At 62.4% G+C, this 19,780-nt stretch carries 20 protein-coding genes and 1 pseudogene; 9 read left to right on the forward strand and 12 right to left on the reverse strand.

All coding sequences use genetic code 11. From position 1 onward, the window contains the following. Positions 1 to 66: 66 nt before the first annotated feature. The 3 genes from Q0931_RS04195 to Q0931_RS04205 are packed head-to-tail and all read right to left on the reverse strand — an operon-like array spanning position 67 to position 1,943. A complete protein-coding gene (locus tag Q0931_RS04195; RefSeq protein ID WP_299257599.1) occupies positions 67 to 537 on the reverse strand; it encodes a hypothetical protein in 471 nt (156 codons plus the stop codon). Beyond that, entirely contained in the window at positions 446 to 1,243 is a 798-nt protein-coding gene (locus Q0931_RS04200) for a hypothetical protein (RefSeq protein WP_299257601.1), read from the reverse strand. The genes Q0931_RS04195 and Q0931_RS04200 overlap by 92 nt, the downstream gene beginning before the upstream one ends. Beyond that, the gene (locus Q0931_RS04205; RefSeq protein ID WP_299257603.1) at positions 1,230 to 1,943 is read right to left on the reverse strand and encodes a hypothetical protein; all 714 of its coding nucleotides are present in this window, start codon (positions 1,941 to 1,943) and stop codon (positions 1,230 to 1,232) included. The genes Q0931_RS04200 and Q0931_RS04205 overlap by 14 nt, the downstream gene beginning before the upstream one ends. Positions 1,944 to 2,133: 190 nt before the next feature. Between Q0931_RS04205 and Q0931_RS04210 the strand changes: the two genes are divergently transcribed. Together Q0931_RS04210 and nanR are read left to right on the forward strand one after the other, a co-directional pair. Then, a complete protein-coding gene (locus Q0931_RS04210) occupies positions 2,134 to 3,156 on the forward strand; it encodes a Gfo/Idh/MocA family oxidoreductase (RefSeq protein ID WP_299257605.1) in 1,023 nt (340 codons plus the stop codon). Between the two features lie 27 nt (positions 3,157 to 3,183). Continuing rightward, positions 3,184 to 3,897, forward strand: coding sequence for a transcriptional regulator NanR (nanR, locus tag Q0931_RS04215; protein WP_299257607.1), 714 nt, complete (start codon positions 3,184 to 3,186; stop codon positions 3,895 to 3,897). A gap of 29 nt (positions 3,898 to 3,926) precedes the next feature. Here the strand turns inward: nanR and Q0931_RS04220 are convergent, their stop codons facing one another. Next, on the reverse strand, positions 3,927 to 4,826 hold the full coding sequence (locus tag Q0931_RS04220; RefSeq protein WP_299257609.1) for a LysR family transcriptional regulator: 900 nt from the start codon (positions 4,824 to 4,826) through the stop codon (positions 3,927 to 3,929). Positions 4,827 to 4,982: 156 nt separating this feature from the next. Between Q0931_RS04220 and trpB the strand changes: the two genes are divergently transcribed. Both trpB and trpA read left to right on the forward strand, forming a co-directional pair. Next, the gene (trpB, locus tag Q0931_RS04225) at positions 4,983 to 6,311 is read left to right on the forward strand and encodes a tryptophan synthase subunit beta (protein ID WP_299257611.1); all 1,329 of its coding nucleotides are present in this window, start codon (positions 4,983 to 4,985) and stop codon (positions 6,309 to 6,311) included. Further along, the gene (trpA, locus tag Q0931_RS04230; protein WP_299257613.1) at positions 6,311 to 7,132 is read left to right on the forward strand and encodes a tryptophan synthase subunit alpha; all 822 of its coding nucleotides are present in this window, start codon (positions 6,311 to 6,313) and stop codon (positions 7,130 to 7,132) included. The genes trpB and trpA overlap by 1 nt, the downstream gene beginning before the upstream one ends. Before the next feature lie 63 nt (positions 7,133 to 7,195). On the opposite strand, the pseudogene Q0931_RS04235 reads toward trpA, so the two are convergent. Continuing rightward, positions 7,196 to 7,498 (reverse strand): annotated as a pseudogene (locus Q0931_RS04235) (HU family DNA-binding protein); the annotation flags it as partial. 272 nt (positions 7,499 to 7,770) lie between these two features. Between Q0931_RS04235 and Q0931_RS04240 the strand changes: the two are divergent. From Q0931_RS04240 to phoR, 4 genes are all read left to right on the forward strand, one after another. Further along, a complete protein-coding gene (locus Q0931_RS04240) occupies positions 7,771 to 8,367 on the forward strand; it encodes a chorismate lyase (protein ID WP_299257615.1) in 597 nt (198 codons plus the stop codon). 53 nt (positions 8,368 to 8,420) lie between these two features. Further along, positions 8,421 to 9,287 carry a 4-hydroxybenzoate octaprenyltransferase gene (gene ubiA / locus Q0931_RS04245; protein ID WP_299257616.1) on the forward strand — a complete coding sequence of 289 codons (867 nt, stop codon included), beginning with the start codon at positions 8,421 to 8,423 and terminating at the stop codon, positions 9,285 to 9,287. 156 nt (positions 9,288 to 9,443) lie between these two features. Continuing rightward, entirely contained in the window at positions 9,444 to 10,127 is a 684-nt protein-coding gene (phoB, locus tag Q0931_RS04250; RefSeq protein ID WP_299257618.1) for a phosphate regulon transcriptional regulator PhoB, read from the forward strand. Between the two features lie 6 nt (positions 10,128 to 10,133). Beyond that, positions 10,134 to 11,432, forward strand: a complete 1,299-nt coding sequence (gene phoR / locus Q0931_RS04255) for a phosphate regulon sensor histidine kinase PhoR (protein ID WP_299257620.1) — start codon at positions 10,134 to 10,136, stop codon at positions 11,430 to 11,432. Between the two features lie 23 nt (positions 11,433 to 11,455). Here the strand turns inward: phoR and Q0931_RS04260 are convergent, their stop codons facing one another. From Q0931_RS04260 to Q0931_RS04280, 5 genes are all read right to left on the reverse strand, one after another. Continuing rightward, entirely contained in the window at positions 11,456 to 12,427 is a 972-nt protein-coding gene (locus Q0931_RS04260; protein ID WP_299257622.1) for an N-acetylmuramoyl-L-alanine amidase, read from the reverse strand. 178 nt (positions 12,428 to 12,605) lie between these two features. Further along, positions 12,606 to 13,334 (reverse strand): sulfate transporter CysZ, encoded by a 729-nt coding sequence (cysZ, locus tag Q0931_RS04265; protein ID WP_299257624.1) that lies wholly within the window; start codon positions 13,332 to 13,334, stop codon positions 12,606 to 12,608. Between the two features lie 98 nt (positions 13,335 to 13,432). Continuing rightward, positions 13,433 to 14,158: a phosphate signaling complex protein PhoU gene (gene phoU / locus Q0931_RS04270; protein WP_299257626.1), complete on the reverse strand. Its 726-nt coding sequence runs from the start codon at positions 14,156 to 14,158 to the stop codon at positions 13,433 to 13,435. Positions 14,159 to 14,272: 114 nt separating this feature from the next. Continuing rightward, on the reverse strand, positions 14,273 to 16,471 hold the full coding sequence (uvrD, locus tag Q0931_RS04275; RefSeq protein WP_299257627.1) for a DNA helicase II: 2,199 nt from the start codon (positions 16,469 to 16,471) through the stop codon (positions 14,273 to 14,275). 114 nt (positions 16,472 to 16,585) lie between these two features. Next, complete coding sequence (locus Q0931_RS04280; RefSeq protein ID WP_299257628.1) at positions 16,586 to 17,497, reverse strand: SIS domain-containing protein; 912 nt, start codon at positions 17,495 to 17,497, stop codon at positions 16,586 to 16,588. Between the two features lie 176 nt (positions 17,498 to 17,673). Here Q0931_RS04280 and Q0931_RS04285 point away from each other — a divergent pair, with 176 nt between their 5' ends. Continuing rightward, positions 17,674 to 17,892, forward strand: a complete 219-nt coding sequence (locus tag Q0931_RS04285; RefSeq protein WP_147376571.1) for a PA3496 family putative envelope integrity protein — start codon at positions 17,674 to 17,676, stop codon at positions 17,890 to 17,892. 82 nt (positions 17,893 to 17,974) lie between these two features. Here Q0931_RS04285 and Q0931_RS04290 read toward each other — a convergent pair whose 3' ends face one another. Both Q0931_RS04290 and Q0931_RS04295 read right to left on the reverse strand, forming a co-directional pair. Further along, positions 17,975 to 18,892, reverse strand: coding sequence for an OmpA family protein (locus tag Q0931_RS04290; protein WP_299258186.1), 918 nt, complete (start codon positions 18,890 to 18,892; stop codon positions 17,975 to 17,977). Next, complete coding sequence (locus Q0931_RS04295; protein WP_299258187.1) at positions 18,892 to 19,671, reverse strand: MotA/TolQ/ExbB proton channel family protein; 780 nt, start codon at positions 19,669 to 19,671, stop codon at positions 18,892 to 18,894. Before Q0931_RS04295 ends, Q0931_RS04290 begins: the two co-directional genes overlap by 1 nt. Between the last annotated feature and the right edge of the window lie 109 nt (positions 19,672 to 19,780).

Genomic DNA, 19,780 nt, shown 5'->3' on the forward strand with positions numbered 1-19,780 from the left:
GGAGTGATCATCATCTCATCATACCACTGGCGCAATACGACTCAGGTCGCATAGCGACGCAAAGGATCACTCAAGCACCAGGCGCAACACCCCGAACGCCGGCAGCGGCATCGGTGCACCGGCAGCGGTTAAATGATCCATCCATGCCATGTCTTCCAGGTCGGTGTGCGCATCCAGCAGTGCCGCAGCACGTATGGCAACACCCTGTATCGCCAGACGGACCGGCTCGGTGGAGAGATTGGCCAGCCACAGCTCATCAAACGCCCCTTCGGGCGACTGCCAGCCCACGGCGGCCACGTTGGAAGGGGCGTCAGGGCAGACCAGCAGCGGCTGACCACCGCCGCGGATCAGTCCGCGCAGTACATGAAAAAGCGGGTACGGCACATGGCCTGCCATATCAAGGGGTGGTCCCAGCGAGGAGAGTGTCAGCGCCTTTACACCGCCTTCACCGGCGCGGGCGACCACGCCTGTCTGCCAGGCCGCACCGAACAGGGCGCGCTGGCGCGGGTCTCGATCGCCCGAGCGTGACGCGCTCATTGCCATCACTGGTCGTGAGCTGTTTGCCATAAGGGTTGGTCCACGCCCCGATCGCGCTGGTGGTCACCCGGTAGGGGCATCCCGGCGCCAGCGCCCGGGCGCTTTTGAAGATATGCGGCAGGCTTTCCAGCGTTTCCATCACCGAAACATCATCGGCGGCATGAACGATCGGTGAGAGGGCATGGGTGATGAAATCGATGTGATCCGGGTCAGGACGGCAGCGGTTGAGTTCGGTGAAATACGTTGGAAAACCACCACCCAGCGCCAGAGCCGGCCAGTACTGGCGCGCTAGCGCCCGGACCATTTCAGGACCGGCACCGTCAGGCCAGGGGCCTTCGGGCTGATGGCTCTTGAGATAGGCACGCGGCGTGACCAGCATGCCGGCCGGTGACACGCCGGCCTCTTCAAGCCAGCTGGCCAGTCGGGCCAGGCCGCTCTCGGGCCCGTCATCGTCACAGATCACATATAGCCAGGGCGCCACGTCATGTGCACCGCAAAGTGTCATGACGGCATCAAGCCGCGTGCGGGCCTCCGGCAGGGCCACATCCAGCACAATGTCCAGATGATGCGGCTGCAGGGCCTTGAGATAGTGCTCGATGCGAGAAAACTCTACCTCGCGATCCAGCCACAGTCCGCAGCCGATCAGCGGTAAGCAGCGGTCTGAAAGCAGGGCAGGCGTGCACCGATGAACGTCAGCGAGCGTCATGGTCGTTCTCCTCAAGCTGGATCGACAATTCCTGCATCACCGTCTCACCGGCTTCGATCACATAGGGCGTGGGCCAGGCCAGCGGGCGGCTGTAGATCTTGAAGGAGGCATCCGACCAGTTGCGCTGGTCCTCCATCTCGAACACCTCACCCTTGAATGACAGCCGGACGGCAGGCCCGTGCAGCGGGGTGTAGCCAAGCCTTTTGATATCCCAAAAGGGCTGGCCGGGGCTGATGCGTTCGGGAAAGCGTGACGCTCTTTCAGTGTCATCGCCGTGGGTAATCTGCACGGGGTGACCAACCACGCCGTCAAGGGGCAGCAGCACGATCAGTCCACTGCGACAGGTGGCAAGGGTTCGAGCCGCCGTCAGGGTCAGAAACATCTCGACACCGCAGGCACTGATGTGCGCTTCAAATCGGCCCGACAGTGCACGCTCGCCCGTCTCAAACTCATGGATCAGCTGCAGGCTCCCTGGATGAGAGGTGACATGCTCGGTCACGGTTACGAGGTTGTGCGTGCCCCACTGGTCGTCGCGAATGACCGGGCGGACGCCGCGCACGCATTCAATACCGCGGTAGCAAAGCGTGCGCAGGGCGCCGGCCTGACGGTGAAACGACAGCGCTCCCACGGCGTGATGCGTGATCGGTGGCTCGGCCAGCGCCGTGCCGTAATGCCGTTTCCCCCAGCAGCTATCGTCCATTTCTCTCTCCCACACAGAAGCGCTGGTATCGAGCATAGTGACAGGAGGGGCCAGCCGATATGCGACCATTGGTATGATGACATCATCACTACTACCGGCCTAAATGGACCGATAAGCGTGCCCTACCGGCCGCCGGGAACAGCGTGGGAGAGCCACATGAAGGGAGAAACAACATGAAGGGAGAAACAACATGAAAGGTGCCCTGATCGGCTGCGGCTTTTTTGCCGAAAACCAGATGAAGGCGTGGCAGTCGCTGCCGGAAGTGGACATCGTGGCGGTATGCGATCCGGACCCGGTGCGGCGTGAGTACTTTCAGACAAACTTTGACGTGGCCCGCACCTTTGCCGAGGCTCAAACCCTTTTCGAGCAGTGTCGGCTCGATTTTGTCGATATCGCCGCCCCCACACCGGCCCATGATTCGCTGGTCAGACTGGCCGCCGATCACGGCGTGGCCATCATCTGCCAGAAACCCTTTGCCGGATCCCCCGATCGGGCGAAGGCCCTGATTCAATACTGTCTGCAAAAGGGCGTTGGCCTGAGCATTCACGAGAACTTTCGCTGGCAGTACGCCGTGCGCGAGGTGATCCGACGGGTCCGTAATGATGAGATCGGCACGCCCTTTTTCGGGCGCATCAGCTATCGCAACGGCTTTGATGTCTATCAAAGCCAGCCCTACCTGGCCCACGTCGAGCGCTTTATCATCGAGGATCTGGGCATTCATGTACTCGATATTGCCCGCGCGCTCTTTGGCAATGTGCGCCGGCTGAGCTGCGAGACGAGCCGCGTGAACCCGGACATTGCCGGCGAGGACGTCGCTACCATGATGCTGCGCCACGACAGCGGCACTACCTCGGTGGTCGATTGCAGCTACGCCACGCGTCTCGTCCCTGACCCCTTCCCGCAGACGCTGATCGATATCGACGGTTCCCGCGGCTCGCTGCGTCTGATGGCAGACGCAACACTGTATATCCACACCCCTGACGGTTGTGTCGAGCATCACGTAACGCCACAGGCGCCGGACTGGAGCACGCCGCCCTGGACCATCATTCAGGACAGCGTGGTGGCCTTTCAGACCCACTGGCTTGAATGTCATCGCGCAGGCGTTGAAGCCGATACCTCGGGCAGGGACAATTACAATACGCTGGCACTGGTAGACGCCGCCTATGAGGCGGCTGCCCATCATACGGTCATGACGCCAGAACGCTGGTCATGACGTGTTCGATACAAGGAAATCGCTTCGATGCTTCCAACCTCCGACGAGCCGATTCGACGGCGCAAGCTTTCCGACGAAGTGCTGGACAGACTGCTGGAAGAGATTCGCGGCGGGGCGCTGCGCCCGGGCGATCAGCTGCCGCCCGAACGCGAGCTGATGACCCGCTTCGGCGTCGGGCGTCCGGCCGTTCGCGAAGCGATGCAGAGTCTGGCCTCACGGGGGCTGATCACCATTTCCCACGGTGAGCGTGCCCGCGTCAGCGAGTTCAGCGTCTCCTCAATGATCGATCAGTTCGATACCACCGCGCGACTGCTGCTGTCAGGCGCCGAGGAGAACATCAGCCATCTCATACAGGCACGCCTTTTTTTCGAAACCGGCATGGTGCGCATGGCCGCGGCCCGGGCCACACCCGAGGATATCGCCCACCTTGAATCACTGATCGACGAGATGGCAAAACAGCCCACCGGGGCAGCCTTTATCGATTGTGACATGGCCTTTCATCATGCGATTGCCGACATGACCGGCAATCCCATCTTCGCGGCGACCGCCCGGGGCATGCTGCACTGGCTCAAGGACTATCACGCCGCAATCGTCAGCTTTCAGGGCGCCGAGGACGTCACCCTCAGGGAGCATCGCGACATCGTGCATTATCTCGGCATCCATGATGTTGAAGGCGCCGCGCGCGCCATGGGCAATCACCTGACCCGCGCCAGCGAACTTTATCGACAGCGCCTCGATTAGCGCAGGCCAGGTATTCCCCTGGCGGACGCTTACGCCGGCGCCGTCAGTTCATGCCGCAGCCACGCCGCCAGCTGCTCGCCGCTTTGCTGGGACGTACCGCGTCCCAGCAACAGACAGAGCCTTGCATCGGTGTCGACAAACCCCCAGGGCGCCACCAGCCGGCCGCTGTGCAGATCGCCCTCGATCACCAGTCGCGGCGCGATGGCCACCCCCAGGCCCGCCAGCGCCGCCTCCAGCAGATAGTAGAGATGTTCAAAGCGCTGGCCGGTCTGGCGAGCCCTGTCCAACGCCGCCTCATCGAGCCCGCAGGCCTTTGCCCACTGTGGCCAGGCCTGAAGACGCGAGGTGGTCTCCAGAATGGTTTCCTCGAACAGCGCGTCAGGCGGGCGCTGCGTCAGTCGTGCGGCAATGCCGGGCGACGCCACCGCGCCGATACTCTCGGCGGTGATCTCGATCACCTGAATATCGGAAGGCCATGGCGGGGCAATAAAGGCCAGTGCCGCGCTGATATCGCCGCGCCTGGGGTCGGGCTCGCCGTCGCTGGCCAGCACGTTGAGTCTGAGTGTGGGCAGCTCGCGGTGCAGCCGATCCAGCCGCGGAATCAGCCAGCGCGCCAGCAGACTGCCCGGGCAGGCCAGCGTGAAGGGCGCGCCCTTGATCTCGCGGCTCAGGGCACGACAGCTCGCGCGCAGCGTGGTAAAGGCCTCGCTGACGCCGGCATGCAGCTGGCGGCCATGGCGGGTCAGGACCAGACCCCGTCCGGCGCGTTCAAACAGGGTGGCGTCAAAATGTGCTTCCAGTGCACGAATCTGACGGCTGACCGCCCCATGCGTGACGCTCAGCTCCTGGGCCGCGGCCGTGACACTGCCCAGCCGGGCGGCGGCTTCAAAGGCCTTGAGCGCATTAAGCGGCGGTAGGGATTCCGGCATAAGGTGTGAGTTTTCCTCAATGATTGAAGCGAATTAATCGATGTTATACCGCGCCCTGAACTGTCACGATAGGGCCATCATCGATGTTCGCATTGATATCCATTTCATGAGTTGGTGCGTTCATGACCAACCTTCATGACGGACAGGGAGATCACCATGTCGTCTGCTACTGATTCCACCACGCGCTTTTCAAGGGGCCCGGACGCCAACGGCTTCTACGGCGATTTCGGCGGCCGCTTTGTCGCCGAAACCCTGATGCCCCTGATTCTCGAACTCGAGGAGGCCTGGGAGTGGTCACGTACCGATGAGGCCTTTCGCCGCGAGCTTGAAGGCTATCAGCGCGACTACATCGGCCGCGCCACGCCGCTGTACTACGCGCAGCGCCTGACCGAACATCTGGGCGGGGCGAAGATCTACTTCAAGCGCGAGGATCTGAACCATACCGGCGCGCACAAGATCAACAACTGCATCGGTCAGATCCTGCTGGCCCGCAAGATGGGCAAGCGTCGCATCATCGCCGAGACCGGTGCGGGCATGCACGGCGTGGCGACCGCCACGGTGGCGGCACGCTTTGGCATGGAGTGCGTGATCTACATGGGCGCCACCGACATCGAGCGCCAGCAGCCCAATGTCTTTCGCATGAAGCTTTTGGGCGCCGAGGTCATCCCGGTCGAATCCGGCACCGGGACGCTCAAGGACGCCATGAACGAGGCGCTGCGCGACTGGGTCACCAACGTCGACTCCACCTTCTACCTGATCGGCACGGTCGCCGGTCCGCATCCCTATCCGGCGATGGTGCGCAACTTCCAGTCCGTGATCGGCCGTGAAACCCGCGAGCAGATTCTCGAGAAGGAAGGGCGCCTGCCGGACACGCTGATGGCCTGCATCGGCGGCGGCTCCAACGCCATGGGGCTCTTCCACCCGATGCTCGATGACGACAGCGTCCACATGATCGGCGTGGAAGCGGCCGGTCACGGCATCGAGACCGGCGAACACGCGGCGAGTCTCAACGGCGGAGAGCCGGGCGTGTTGCACGGCAATCGCACCTTTTTGCTGCAAAGCGTTGACGGTCAGATTACCGATGCCCACTCGGTCTCGGCGGGGCTGGACTATCCCGGCATCGGCCCCGAACACGCCTGGCTGCATACCCAGAAGCGCGTTGAATACGTCTCGATCACCGATCACGAAGCGATCGAGGCCTTCAAACTCTGCTGTGAACTCGAAGGCATCATTCCGGCGCTGGAGTCGGCGCACTCGCTGGCCCATCTCAAAAAGATTGCGCCCGGTCTGCCCGGGGATCATCTGATCGTGCTCAACATGAGCGGGCGTGGCGACAAGGACATGGCAAGCGTTGCCAACTGGCTCGAGCAGCACGGCGATACCGACAAGCTGCCGAACACCACGGTCGAGGCCGCCGAGCCCGGCCGGATTGATGACATGCAGCCGCCGCATGATGTGGCGAAAAAGACCGGGGAGACCGAATAATGGCCACACGTATTACTCGCCGCCTTGAGGCATTGAAGGCAGAAGACCGTGCGGCGCTGGTCACCTTTACCATGGCCGGTGATCCGAACTATCAGGCCTCGCTCGACACGCTCAAGGGCCTGCCCGGGGCCGGTGCCGACATCATCGAGCTGGGCATGCCGTTCACCGATCCGATGGCCGACGGCCCGGCGATTCAGAAGGCCGCCCTGCGGGCGCTGAAAGGCGAGCACACCCAGCAGAAAACGCTCGAGATGGTGCGCGAGTTTCGCCGCGAGGATCAGGACACGCCGATCGTATTGATGGGCTATTACAATCCCATCTACCGCTACGGCGTCGAGGCCTTTTTGAAGGATGCCGGTGAGGCCGGCATCGACGGGCTGATCGTGGTGGATCTGCCGCCGGAGCATGACAGCGAGCTGTGTCTGCCGGCGGCGCGGGCCGGGATCGACTTCATTCGTCTGGCCACACCGACCACCGATGACAAGCGCCTGCCGCGGGTGCTGGAAAACACCTCGGGCTTTATCTATTACGTCTCGGTGGCCGGTGTCACCGGCACTGCCGCCCCCACGCCGGAAAGCGTCGAGCGCTCGATCACGCGCATTCGCGCCCATACCGACCTGCCGATTGCCGTGGGCTTTGGCATTCGCAGCGCCGAACAGGCCGCGGCCATCGGTCGTTTTGCCGATGCCGTGGTAGTGGGATCGGCCCTGATCAGCTGCATCGAGCAGGCCGACAGCGTGGAGGCCGGCACCCGGGACGTTCATGCGCTGGTGCGTGAGCTCTCAAAAGGCGTGCGCAGCGCGCGCCTGACACCGGCCTGATAAAACAACACCGGCTGCCCTGGGGCAGCCGGTGATATCAACGCCGTAACCCTTTTGAGGGGATTACTTGGAAACGGCGTCCTTGAGACCCTTGCCGGCCTTGAACGCAACGTTCTTGCTGGCAGGAATCTGGATTTCCTTGCCGGTCTGCGGGTTCTTGCCGGTACGCGCGGCGCGCTCACGTACGGTGAAGGTACCAAACCCGATCAGGGTGACATCTTCACCCTTGGCAACACTGCGGGTAATCTCGTCGAGTACGACGTTGAGTACCTGACCTGCCTTGTCCTTTGAAAGATCCGCCTGCTCGGCAATGGCCGCGGCGAGTTCTGGTTTGCGCATAACGCCTCCTGGTTGGGCAATAACATGGCGATTTTTTGGTGCCGCCCATTGTTATATCGAATTCGCACACTGCAAGGGGGTGCGCGAAGGGTCGCTCACTGCCCTGCACCAGCGCCATGAGGCCGGCCTTGCAGGGCGAACACTGTTCGACTGGCCTAGACTAGCAACGCCGCCCCGCTTCACGCCAGCCAAAACTGCACAAAATGGCACTTTGTGGCGTATATCCCCCCTAATGGATGATATTTTTACCCTCCGGGTACAAAAAGATACCCGATGGCCCTCTTTCGGATGTTTCACTCATGCCCGAATCTTTCCGGTTTTCTCCCACTTTCGCGCACTGGCAGCCGGTGGCGCTGTCCGGTGTCCATCTTGAAGACCCGCTCAGAACCCTGATGGGCTCGCGGGATTCCCTGACAGCACGGCTGGCCCGTTGGGTCGGCGCGCCCATCACGGTTCGTCTGCATGCGCAGGGGCCGGGTCGCGGCCGTCATGACGAACTGGCCGCTCTGGGCCAGAAGGCCGGGCAGCGGGTCTGGCGACGGGAAGTCACTCTGGAAGCCAAAGGCGAAGTGCTGGTGGCCGCGCGTTCGGTCATGGCGCTCAAGGCCTGCCCGCCCTGGATGACCGGGCTGGGCACACAGGCCCTCGGGCATCAGCTTTTTGCCAGAAGCGCCCGGGCACCGCGCAAGGCCATGGTGCAGCGTTCCAGTCTCGAAATGATTCGGGCCGCGCCCGGATTTCTGGCCCTGCCCGTAACGTGGGGGCGGCGCTCCCTGTTTGCCCTGGGCACCGGGCGAGCGCCCCTGCTGGTACAGGAGTATTTCGTGCACGAGCGCTTTACCGAGTGCCAGCGGCCATCACACGTGAAGGGCTCGACGCGCCGCCATTTCGGGTAGACTCATGCTTTCACGCTGACACGCTTGTTTTTACGCTGACTGGAGCCCCGACGATGCCGTCGCCCCTCGCTCGACTCCCCGACTTCCTGCGCCTGACCCGGCTCGACCGGCCCATCGGCACCTGGCTTTTGATGTGGCCGACGCTGGCTGCGCTGTGGCTGGCCGGTGATGGCCTGCCCACGCGTCATAACCTGATCATCTTCATTGCCGGGGTCTACGTCATGCGCGCGGCAGGATGTGTGATCAATGACTACGCCGATCGTCACTTCGATGCCCACGTCAAGCGTACCCATGATCGGCCGCTGGCGACCGGGCGCATCAGCGCGCGCGAGGCGCTGATCCTCTTTGGTGTCCTGCTGGCGATCGCCTTCGTGCTGGTCTGCTTCACCAATACCTTTACCATCATGCTGTCGTTCGGGGCCGCGGCGCTGGCGGCCAGCTATCCGTTCATGAAGCGCTACACCCACCTGCCGCAGGTGGTGCTGGGGGCGGCGTTTGGCTGGAGCATTCCGATGGCCTTTGGCGCCGAGCAGGGCCATGTGCCGGCCGTGGCCTGGTGGCTCTTTTTTGCCAATATCGTCTGGACACTGGTCTATGACACCTGGTATGCGATGGTCGATCGGGACGATGATCTGAAAATCGGCATCAAGTCGACCGCCGTGCTGTTCGGCCGCATGGATCTGGTCATCCAGGGCGCGCTGCAGATATTGATGCTGCTGTTGCTGGCCGTGGTGGGCCGTCTGGCCGGGCTGGATGGCTTCTACTGGGTAGCGCTTGCCGCCATCGCCGCCGTGTTTGTCCATCAGCAGCGGCTTTGTCGCACGCGCACCCGAGAGGGCTGCTTTCAGGCCTTTTTGAACAATCACTGGGTGGGCGTGCTGCTGTTTGCCGGCATCGCGCTGGCGACCTGGCAGGCCTGATGCCCTGAAAGTGATGGCGTCAGGCCCGTCGATGGTGTCATAAAGTTGTCACATGAAGACGTTTGAATGACGATCACATGACGAAGCCGATGACGAAATTCCATCGTGTTCATCGTCCCGGCAGTCGCCATCGCTATCCGGCAGGGGAAGCCCTTCATGTCCAGAACCGTTTTAATCGTCGACGACGAAGCGCCGATTCGTGAAATGATTGCCATGGCACTCGAGATGGCGGACTTTCGCATTCTCGAGGCCGAGGATGCCATCACCGCTCATGAGCTGGTCGTCGATGAACGCCCTGATCTGATTTTACTGGACTGGATGCTGCCCGGGGTCAGCGGGATCGATCTGGCCCGCCGCCTCAAGCGCGAGCCCACCACCCGTGATATTCCAATCGTGCTGCTGACCGCGCGCAGCGAGGAAGACAACAAGGTTCAGGGGCTGGAAAGCGGCGCCGATGACTACATCACCAAGCCCTTTTCCCCGCGCGAGCTGATTGCCCGCCTCAAGGCGGTGCTGCGACGCACCACGCCGGCAGGCGTTGAAGAAACCGTTGAGGTCAATGGTCTGTTGCTCGATCCGGTCAGCCATCGCGTCAGCGTCGATGGCCGGGCACTCGAGATCGGGCCGACCGAATATCGTCTGCTGCAGTTTTTCATGACCCATCAGGAGCGCGCCTACACCCGCACTCAGCTGCTTGATCAGGTCTGGGGCGGCAATGTCTATGTCGAGGAGCGGACGGTGGATGTGCACATTCGCCGATTGCGCAAGGTGCTGGGGGACGCTCATCAGCATCTGGTGCAGACCGTCCGCGGTACCGGCTACCGCTTCTCGTCGCGGTAGTCGGACATGCATTACTGGCTCAATGAACTCTGGCGGCTGGCCTACCTGGTCATCTGCTTCGGCATTCTGGGCACCCTGCTGGGCTATCCGGGGTGGGGCATTGCCCTGGGGCTGGGCATCCATCTCGCCTTTACCCTTCGACACCTCAAGCGCCTCTACCGCTGGCTGGAAGCGCCGGTGGATCAGCGTCCGCCCGATGGCGAAGGGGTGTGGGGCGATCTTTTTGACCGGCTCTATCGCTATCAAAAGGGCCAGCAGCAGCTGCAAAACCGTCTGCGTTCGGTGTTGAAGCGCGTTCAGGAATCGGCCGAGTCGATGAGCGAAGGGGTGGTCATGCTCGATTCACGCGGCTGTCTGGACTGGTGGAACAGCGCCGCCGAGCGTCTGATCGGACTGGACAGTCGCCACGATCGCGGCCATCACCTGACCAACTATCTGCGCGATCCTGCCTTTATCCGCTATTTTCGCAAAATGGATTACAGCGAGCCGATCACGATCGGCGCACCCACCAACGAGGCACGCACCCTGTCGTGCCAGATCACCCGCTTCGGCGATGACGAACGTCTTCTGATCATTCGCGATGTCACCCGGCTACAGCGTCTGGAACAGACGCGGCGCGATTTCGTGGCCAACGTCTCGCATGAACTGCGCACGCCGCTGACGGTGCTGACCGGCTATGTCGAGACCTGGCAGGACAATGATGGCGCACTTCCTGCGTCCTATAAGCGCGGTCTGAGCCGCATGCAGGAACAGACCGTGCGCATGCAGCATCTGGTCGAGGACCTTCTGACCCTGTCGCGGCTGGAAACCAGCGAGCGCCACCACAACGAGCGCTCGATCGACATGGCCGCACTGTGTGAGCAGATCGCCGAAGACGGCCAGGAGCTGTCCGGCGGCAGCCACGAGATCACCTGCCGGCTCGAGGAAACGCGGCGGCTGTTTGGCGATGTCGAAGAGCTGCGAAGCGCCCTGACCAACCTGATCTACAATGCCGTGCGCTATACGCCGCCAGGCTGTCATATCACCCTCGTCTATCGCCGATGGGACAAGAACGGTGCCGCCGTCGAGGTCATCGATGACGGCGACGGCATTTCCCCCGAGCATCTGCCGCGGCTGACCGAACGCTTCTATCGGGTCGACAAGAGCCGCTCGGTAGCCAGTGGCGGCACTGGCCTGGGGCTGGCCATCGTCAAGCACGTGCTGTTGCGTCACGACGCCCGGCTCGATATCGAAAGCCAACCCGGCGAGGGCGCCTGCTTTCGCTGTATCTTTCCCGTCACCCGCCTGGAAACGGCGCCTGCCTGACGCGCAGGCGCGATCATCACGCTTTATTGACGCACGGCGCGGACATCAGCCAGACCGTGATAGCGCTCGAGCAGCGCCAGCAAAATGGCCTGACTTTCCACATCGACATTGCCGTGCGTATCGGCCGGTCGAAAGTGCATCTGAAAGGCGCCCAGCGCCTTGCGGGTCGGCTCGTCATACGTGCCGGTCACGCTCACCGGATACCCCCAGAGACCCAGCGCGCGCTGCAGCTGCGCCATGGACAAGGGTGAAGCACTGAGCTCGCGCTGATAGCGCGTCACGACATGGCGCTCGGGCCAGGCGCCGACACCGGCCTCATAAAGGCGCTGCCAGGGAAAGAACGGGCCCGGATCCACCTTGCGCCCCGGGGCAATGTCACTGTGACCCAGCACGTTTTCCGGAGCAATGTGGTAGCGGTCGACGATGTCGCGGGCCAGCGCCGTGACCAGCTCGATCTGGGCACGGGAATAGGGGTCCCAGACCATGCCGTCGGGCGAGGTGTAGTGGCCGCGATTGACGATCTCGATGCCAATGGAGGTATCGTTGAGATTGACACGATCTCCCCAGCTGCTCACGCCGGCATGCCAGGCCCGCTTGTTCTCGTCCACCAGCTGCATCGCGACCGGCTGATTCTGATACTCACCGGGCGAAGCCGTGACGAGATAGTGGGCGCTGACGCTGTTGCCGGTCAGCGCCCGAAAGGCGGCCGTATCATCGCCGCCGGTGTAGTGCAGCACCAGAAAACGGATGCGCTGATTCTGCCCGGGTGAGGACACCGAGTGATCTACCCGATAGCCGCTGCGGCGCTCGAGTGTGGCCCCCTGCGCCGGGGTATAACGCCGGGGCGGGGTGGTGTCCTCGATGACCGGGACATTGCTGAAAATGCGGTCGATGGCATCGGTATCGACCACGGGCGTCGGGGTCGGTGCTGGCGTACTGGCACAGCCGGCCAGCGTCATGGCCAGCGCCAGCCCCGCAAGCAGGGATTTTGACATGTTGGGTTCCGTCAGGACGGTGAGGTGATCCGGGCTTCAAAACGCCATACGACACGAGTCACTGTGCAGGCCCTGACGGGCGTTTCATGCGACATGTCACATCATGTGACGACGGCAGGGTCGCATCATAGCAGTGTTGTTCACGCCTGCCTGCATGACGCCTGCATCGAAACAGGGTCTATTGCGGCACCGGCAGCGCCATGTAATGACGCCGCCACATCATGACGCCCGCTGCCACCGCAGCCGGCATGACCAGCAGATTGACGATGGGAATCCAGATCAGGGCGGAGACCACGCCGCCAAAGGTCAGCGTCGGCCACCAGCGCGCGCTCAGGCGTTTTTTCATGTCGGGAAAGCTCACCCCGTTGTTGTCCATGGGGTAGTCCAGATACTGAATCGACATGCTCCAGATGGAAAACAGCGCCCAGCACAGCGGCGCCACCAGATGCAGCACGGGGACGAACCCGATCAGCAGCAGCAGCAATATTCGGGGGGCCATCCAGGCCAGCTTTTGAATCTCGCGCTTCAGACTGTCGATGCCCTGACGCCAGAGCGAGCGGTCATCAATGCTCTCCTGCTGACCGGACAGACGCCTTTCAACATTCTCGGCCAGAAACCCGTAAAAGGGTGAGGCGATCAGGTTGGCCACGACCGTAAAGGTAAAGGCCAGCACGATGATCAGGCACAGCACCACCAGCGGCCAGATCAACCATTCCAGCCACTCGAGCCAGCCCGGCACGCTGGCCATCCAGTAGTTGACCCAGCCGGAGAAACGCTGGATGACCAGCGTAAACATCAGCGCGTAAATGGCCAGATTGGCCAGCAGCGGGATCACGACGTAACTTCGAAGCCCGGGCGAGAGCACCATGGAAAACCCGCGCCCCAGCGCAGAGACGGCATACACCATTAAAGGATTATCCAGTCATCAAAAGGGGTGGGCAGGCAGATTAGCATACCCGCCGATCCTCGCAGAGAGGGTCGGCAGGTGTCAGGAAAGGGAAGTGCTCAGGCCGTTGGCGTGCTGCCTTGTGGCGGCTGGGTGCTGTTGGCGTGGCGAATGTCGTCACCCTCGACCAGATACACCACCGATTCCGCCAGGTTATCGGCATGATCGCCGATACGCTCCAGCGAGCGCAGAATCCACATGACGTTGAGCACCGAGCTGATCGAGCGCGGGTCCTCCATCATGAAGGTCACCAGCGAGCGCATGGCGGTCTGGTAATCCTGATCAACGATTTCGTCCTCCCCCAGTACCTCGCGCGCCAGGGGTACATCCATGCGGGCAAAGGCGGTCAGGGCCTGACGGACCATGTCCCGTACGCGGGTGCTGATATGGCGAATTTCGGTGAAACCGCGGCTGGTCAGACCTTCCTCGATCAGACTCAGGGCGTGACGGGCGATCTTGTTGGCCTCATCCCCCATGCGCTCCAGATCGGAGGTGGCACGCGTGACGGCCAGTACCAGCCGCAGGTCGGAGGCGGTGGGCTGGCGACGGGCCAGAATATGGGCGCACTCGTCATCGATGTCGAGCTGGAAGTTGTTGACCTCACGGTCGTTGTCACGCACCCGCTCGGCCGCCTCGAAATTGCCCTCCAGAAGCGCGGCGATAACCTCGTTGATCTGGCGCTCTACCAGCCCCCCCATCGCCAGCAGCTGGGTCTTCAGTGACTCCAGCTCCTGATTGAACTGACGTGAAATATGCTGGCTGTGAGGGTCGTTGGTAATGTCCATGGTGACTCCGTACACGGATCAGGGGCGCTGCCTGGCAGCGCCATGTTGTCGCCAGCATCGCGCAGAGTCATGACAATTTAATGACAGACCGGGCTGCCTGATGTACTGGCGCCTTCAGCCCAGCGGTACCAGCTTGGCAAAGCCCAGTACCAGCCACTTGTCGCCGTCTTCCTCAAAGCTGACTTGGACCCGCGCACGCTGACCCTGACCTTCGGCATTGATCACCACCCCTTCACCAAAGACCGGATGGCTGACCCGCTGACCCAGGGACAGGCTCGGCAGCTCCTCGCCACCATCGACCTGCTCCTGGCGCACGCTGGAGGCCTTCGAAGTGACCGGGCGCGAGATCTGTCCGCGCAGGCGAACCTCCTCGACCAGATTTTCCGGCAGCTCACGCAGAAAGCGCGACGGGCGCTGGAAGGTTTCCTTGCCGTGTAGACGCCGCGACTCGGCGTGGGTCAGATAGAGCTTTTCCATCGCCCGCGTGACCCCGACATAGCAGAGCCTGCGCTCCTCCTCGAGACGGCCGGGTTCTTCCAGCGACATCTTGTGCGGAAAAAGGCCCTCTTCCATGCCGGCCACGAACACCACCGGAAACTCGAGGCCCTTGGCCGAGTGCAGGGTCATCATCTGCACCGCATCCTCGAATTCATCGGCTTCATGCTCACCGGAGTTGAGTGCGGCTTCTGCCAGGAAGGTGCCGAGCGTGTCACCCTCACGATCGCTCATCGGATCAAAGGGGTTGCTCTGGGTAGCGGCCTTCGCCGCGCTGACCAGCTCTTCCAGGTTCTCGACCCGCGCCTGGCCCTTTTCACCCTTCTCAGCGCGGTGATGTTCGATCAGGCCGGTCTGGCTGATGACGTGATCGATCATTTCGTGCAGAGCCAGGCCCGCGGTGTCGTTATCGAGCTGATCGATCAGATTGCTGAAGGTGGTCACGCTCGAGGCAGCGCGTCCTTTCAAAAGCCCTTTTGATGGCGCATCGTTGAGGGCCTGCCATAGCGAGACGCCCTCGTCGCGAGCATAGGCGCGCAGCAGCTCGACGCTGCGCGTGCCGATGCCGCGCGCCGGCACATTGATCACACGCTCAAGCGAGGCATCGTCGTCACGCGACACCATCAGGCGCAGATAGGCCAGCGCGTTCTTGATCTCGAGACGCTCGTAAAAGCGCTGACCGCCGTAGATGCGATAGGGCACCTTCTGGCGAATCAGCGCCTCCTCCAGCACCCGCGACTGGGCGTTGGAGCGGTACAGGATAGCGATATCACGACGGGCACGATCCTTCTCGCGTACCTGAGCGGCAATAGTATCGACAATGAAGCGCGCCTCGTCCAGGTCGTTGAAGCCGCCGTACAGGGAGATGCGCTCGCCTTCGGCGACATCGGTCCAGAGCTCCTTGCCCATGCGACCGGCATTGTTGCGAATCAATGCGTTGGCCGCCTCAAGGATGGCGCTGGTCGAGCGGTAGTTGCGCTCAAGGCGGACCAGGCGGGTATCGTGAAACTCATCGCGAAAGCGCGCCAGGTTCTCGACCTTCGCGCCACGCCAGCCATAGATCGACTGGTCATCGTCGCCGACCGCCGTCAGACAGGCACGATCACCGGCCAGCAGCTTGAGCCAGGCGTACTGCAACGTGTTGGTGTCCTGAAACTCGTCGACCAGCAGGTGCTGAAACCGCTCGCGGTAGTGCTGCAGAAGGCGCGCGTTATCGCGCAAAAGCTCCAGCGAACGCAGCAGCAGCTCGCCGAAATCGACCAGTCCGCCACGTTCACAGGCGAGATGATAGAGCTCATAGAGATCGACCATCTGCTGCATGTAGGCATCACCATGGGCGTCAATGTCGCCCGGGCGCAGGCCTTCTTCCTTGCAGCCGCCAATGAAGTACTGCACCTGTTTGGGCGGATAGCGCTCGTCATCAATGTTGTGATCGCGCAGCAGCCGCTTGACCAGCCGCAGCTGATCATCACTGTCAATGATCTGGAAATGCTCGGGCAGGCCGGCATCCTGCCAGTGGGTGCGCAAAAGTCGATGGGCAATCGAGTGAAAGGTGCCGACCCACATGCCGCGCGGCGAGACCTTCAAAAGCGTCTCCAGCCGCGATCGCATCTCGCGGGCGGCCTTGTTGGTGAAGGTCACGGCCAGTATCGACCAGGGCGACAGGCCATCGACCTCCATCAGCCAGGCAATGCGATGCACCAGCACCCGGGTCTTGCCGGAACCAGCGCCGGCCAGCACCAGCATGTTGCCCTGAGGGGCGCCGACCGCGTCGCGCTGATCGGAGTTGAGCGAATCGAGTAGCGCAGAGGCGTCCATGAAATCAGATACCCTGGAAATCGGCCGGAAGTGGCCTGAGAGAAGAGATCAAAAAGAAGCCTCTACCCTAGCATATCCGGCGCTGCCGGTCCCTCTCCCTGCCTTGCCCGGGGCCTATTGATCGTCGGATTTGCCGCGGGTGCGGGCGCATTCCTGACGGGCCCGGTCGAAAGGGTCGGGGCGGGCCGTACGCAGCGGGTCAAGGCTGCGCTTGACCGCTACCAGATGCTCGGCCAATTGCGGGCCGCGTGTCTTGGCCACGCCCACGGCGAGGATATCGATTACCACCAGATGCGCGATGCGCGAACTCATGGGGCGATAGACCTCGCTGTCCTCGAACACATCGATATAGAGCCCGAGCGTGCACTTTTCGGCCAGCGGTGAATCCGCCGGACACAGTCCAATGACCGTGGCGCCGTGAGACAGGGCAATGTCGACGCTTGAAAGCAGCGAGCTGGAACGCCCGGTCTGGGAAATGGCCACCACCACATCATGCTCGCCGAGAGTGACAGCCGACATGTGCTGCATGTGTGGATCGGAATAGGCCGCCGTCGAGATGCGAAGGCGAAAGAACTTGTGCTGGGCATCGATGGCCACTGCCCCGGAGGCACCGTAACCGTAGAACTCGACCCGGCTGGCATCCGACAGCGCATTGATCGCGCGGGTCATGCTGGTGGCGTCGATCCGGTCACGTACGCCCAGAAGCGTTCCCACGGTGGAATCAAAGATTCCGCGGGAGAACTCGGCGACGCTGTCGGTTTCGTTCATCGAAAATTCCGAAAACTGCTCGCCGGTCGCCAGTGTCTGCGCCAGCTTGAGCTTGAAGTCCTGATAGCCCGTGCAGTCAATGGCGCGGCAGAATCGGATGACCGTCGGCTCGCTGACGCCTACCCGGCCAGCCAGCGCGGCCAGTGGCAGATGAATGACTTCATCGGCATTGCGCAGTACAAAACGGGCCACTTTCTGCTCGGAGCGGCGAAAGGCCGGCAGCCGGGCGCGAAGGTCATCAAAAAGCGTGACACTCAAGGTGCATCCTCTGTGCTGGTTGACGCACACCCTTTGTTGCGGTACGTCATAAAATTGTCAACAGCACTATCATACGCTGAGTGCGAGCACTGATCGACGCTGACTATTACGTTCATGGTCACGTTGACACAGTGTCATGTCCCGGATCCATTTCAATGTCGAAGGGTGCATCGTTCATGCAAAAACAGACTGCTGATCAATCCAGACTCAATGCCGTTCGCAACGAAATTCTCGATATCGCCCTGCATATCGATGCGAAGGAAAACGAGAAACGCCGACAGCGCGCCGCCGAGCGTGCCCTGAAGGCCCGTCGAGGTATCGAGGATCACTTCGAATCACGACGGCTGGCCACGCAACTCAGCGAGGAGGATGAACGACGGCATCACTTCGGCTAGCCGACACCGCCAACGCCAAACCTGTGCGTGAAACGACCGCGACCGGCAGGGCCGGCCACGATCGCAAGCGGTAGAAGGGTGGCTACGGGCTGGTCGAGCGCGTCGCAGCCGGGCTCAATACCAGCTCGACCCGACGGTTCTGGGCGCGGCCTGCTTCGGTATTGTTGCCGGCCAGCGGCCGGGTTGGCCCATAGCCGATCGCCCGCAGCTGCGAGGCGCTGACACCGCCCCGGCTCAGGTAGCGCAGCACGGCCGTGGCGCGCCCAACGGAGAGCTCCCAGTTTGACGGGAATCGCTCCGTCGAGATGGTCCGACTGTCCGTGTGACCTTCCACCGAAATTTCACCATCGAAATCCCTGAGCGCCGGCAGCAGACGATCCAGCAGTACGCTGCCCTGGCCGCCGATGTCGACATCGGCGCTGGGGAAGAGCAGTCGGTCTTCGATCCGCAGGATGGTGCGCTCGCGCTCGCGGGTGACCTGAACCCCTTCGATCCCGGCCAGTCGGCGATCCATGGCCATGACCTGATCCGAGGGCGCCTCTTCTGCCGGTGACGCCCTGTTTTCCAGCGGAATCATCACCGCCAGCGCCGCCTGAACATCCACGCGCGCCGGCGTCCGGCTGTCGTTTACCGCCGTGGCTGACAGCATTTGCCAGGGCGTCTGAACAGCGGGCGAGGCCGCAAGCCATGGCAGCACGCCAGTGGTACTGACCGGCACGGCCTGCACTGGCGAGAGTCGATCCGTGGCTGCAAGCGTCAGCGGCGAGACCATCACCGCAGCACTTCCTGAAGCCAGTGGCGATGCCGTGGCCGACAGCTCCTCCTGCGGGATCACGCCACGCATCGCCAGCAACAGCACGAACAGCACCAGCAGCAGGGTCAGAAGATCCAGATAGCTGAGCATCCAGCCATCATTTTCCTCCCCGCGATCGGCACTCAGCACCAGCTCGCGGGCGGCCTGGCGGGCCTGACCCGAGGTTCCCGACGATCGGTGTTCCATCACGACGCGCTGCCTCCGCCACCTTCCGACTCGCGCGGCAGCGGTCGCTCACCCAGCTCGTCATGGGCCTCGCTGATAAAGGAGTTGAGCGTGGCCTCGATAAAGGAGGGCAGGCGACGGCGCGAGATCATGGAGACCCCCTCCAGCACCATGTTCATCGCGATCAGCCGATCTTCGGTGCGCCGCTCCAGCTTGACCGCAATCGGTCGGAACAACAGATTGGCCAGCAAAATGCCGTAGAAGGTCGACAGCAGGGCGACGCCCATGCGCGGGCCGATCACGGCCAGATCACCGTTCTGGATCACCTCCAGCATGTTGATCAGCCCGACCAGGGTGCCCAGCATGCCAAAGGCCGGCGCGTAGGTGGCCATGGTGCGAAAGATCTGTGCCTCGGCCAGCTCCCGGGCGCGCAGGCGTGTGATACGCCAGCGCAAAAGATCCAGAATCTCCTCTTCGCGCACGTTATCGATCACCAGACTGATGCCGGTACGCAGAAACGGGTTGCGGGTATTTTCCAGCGCACGCTCTACCGCACGGGCATCGCCATGCATCCATTCCCGGGCCAGGGCCACCAGCTCGTCGATATCCTCGCGAATGAAATCCGGCTCGCGGCGAAAGACGCTGCCCACCAGCGCCACCACGCGGCGGATTTCGCGCATGGGATAGCTGATCATGGTGGCGGCCAGCGTCCCGGTCAGTACGATCAAAAGACCGGGCAGGTTGAAAAAGCTCAAGGGGGACTGCGCGGTAAACAGCACCACGACCATGAGCAACAGCATGCTGACTACAATGCCGATCAGGGTCGAAGGATTGCCGGGAACGCCGGGCGGGCGGCCGGAAGAGGCCTGAGAGGAACTGTCAGTGCTGCCGGATTGACTGCTGGTCATG

Source organism: uncultured Kushneria sp. (assembly GCF_947497025.1).
GTDB lineage: Bacteria > Pseudomonadota > Gammaproteobacteria > Pseudomonadales > Halomonadaceae > Kushneria.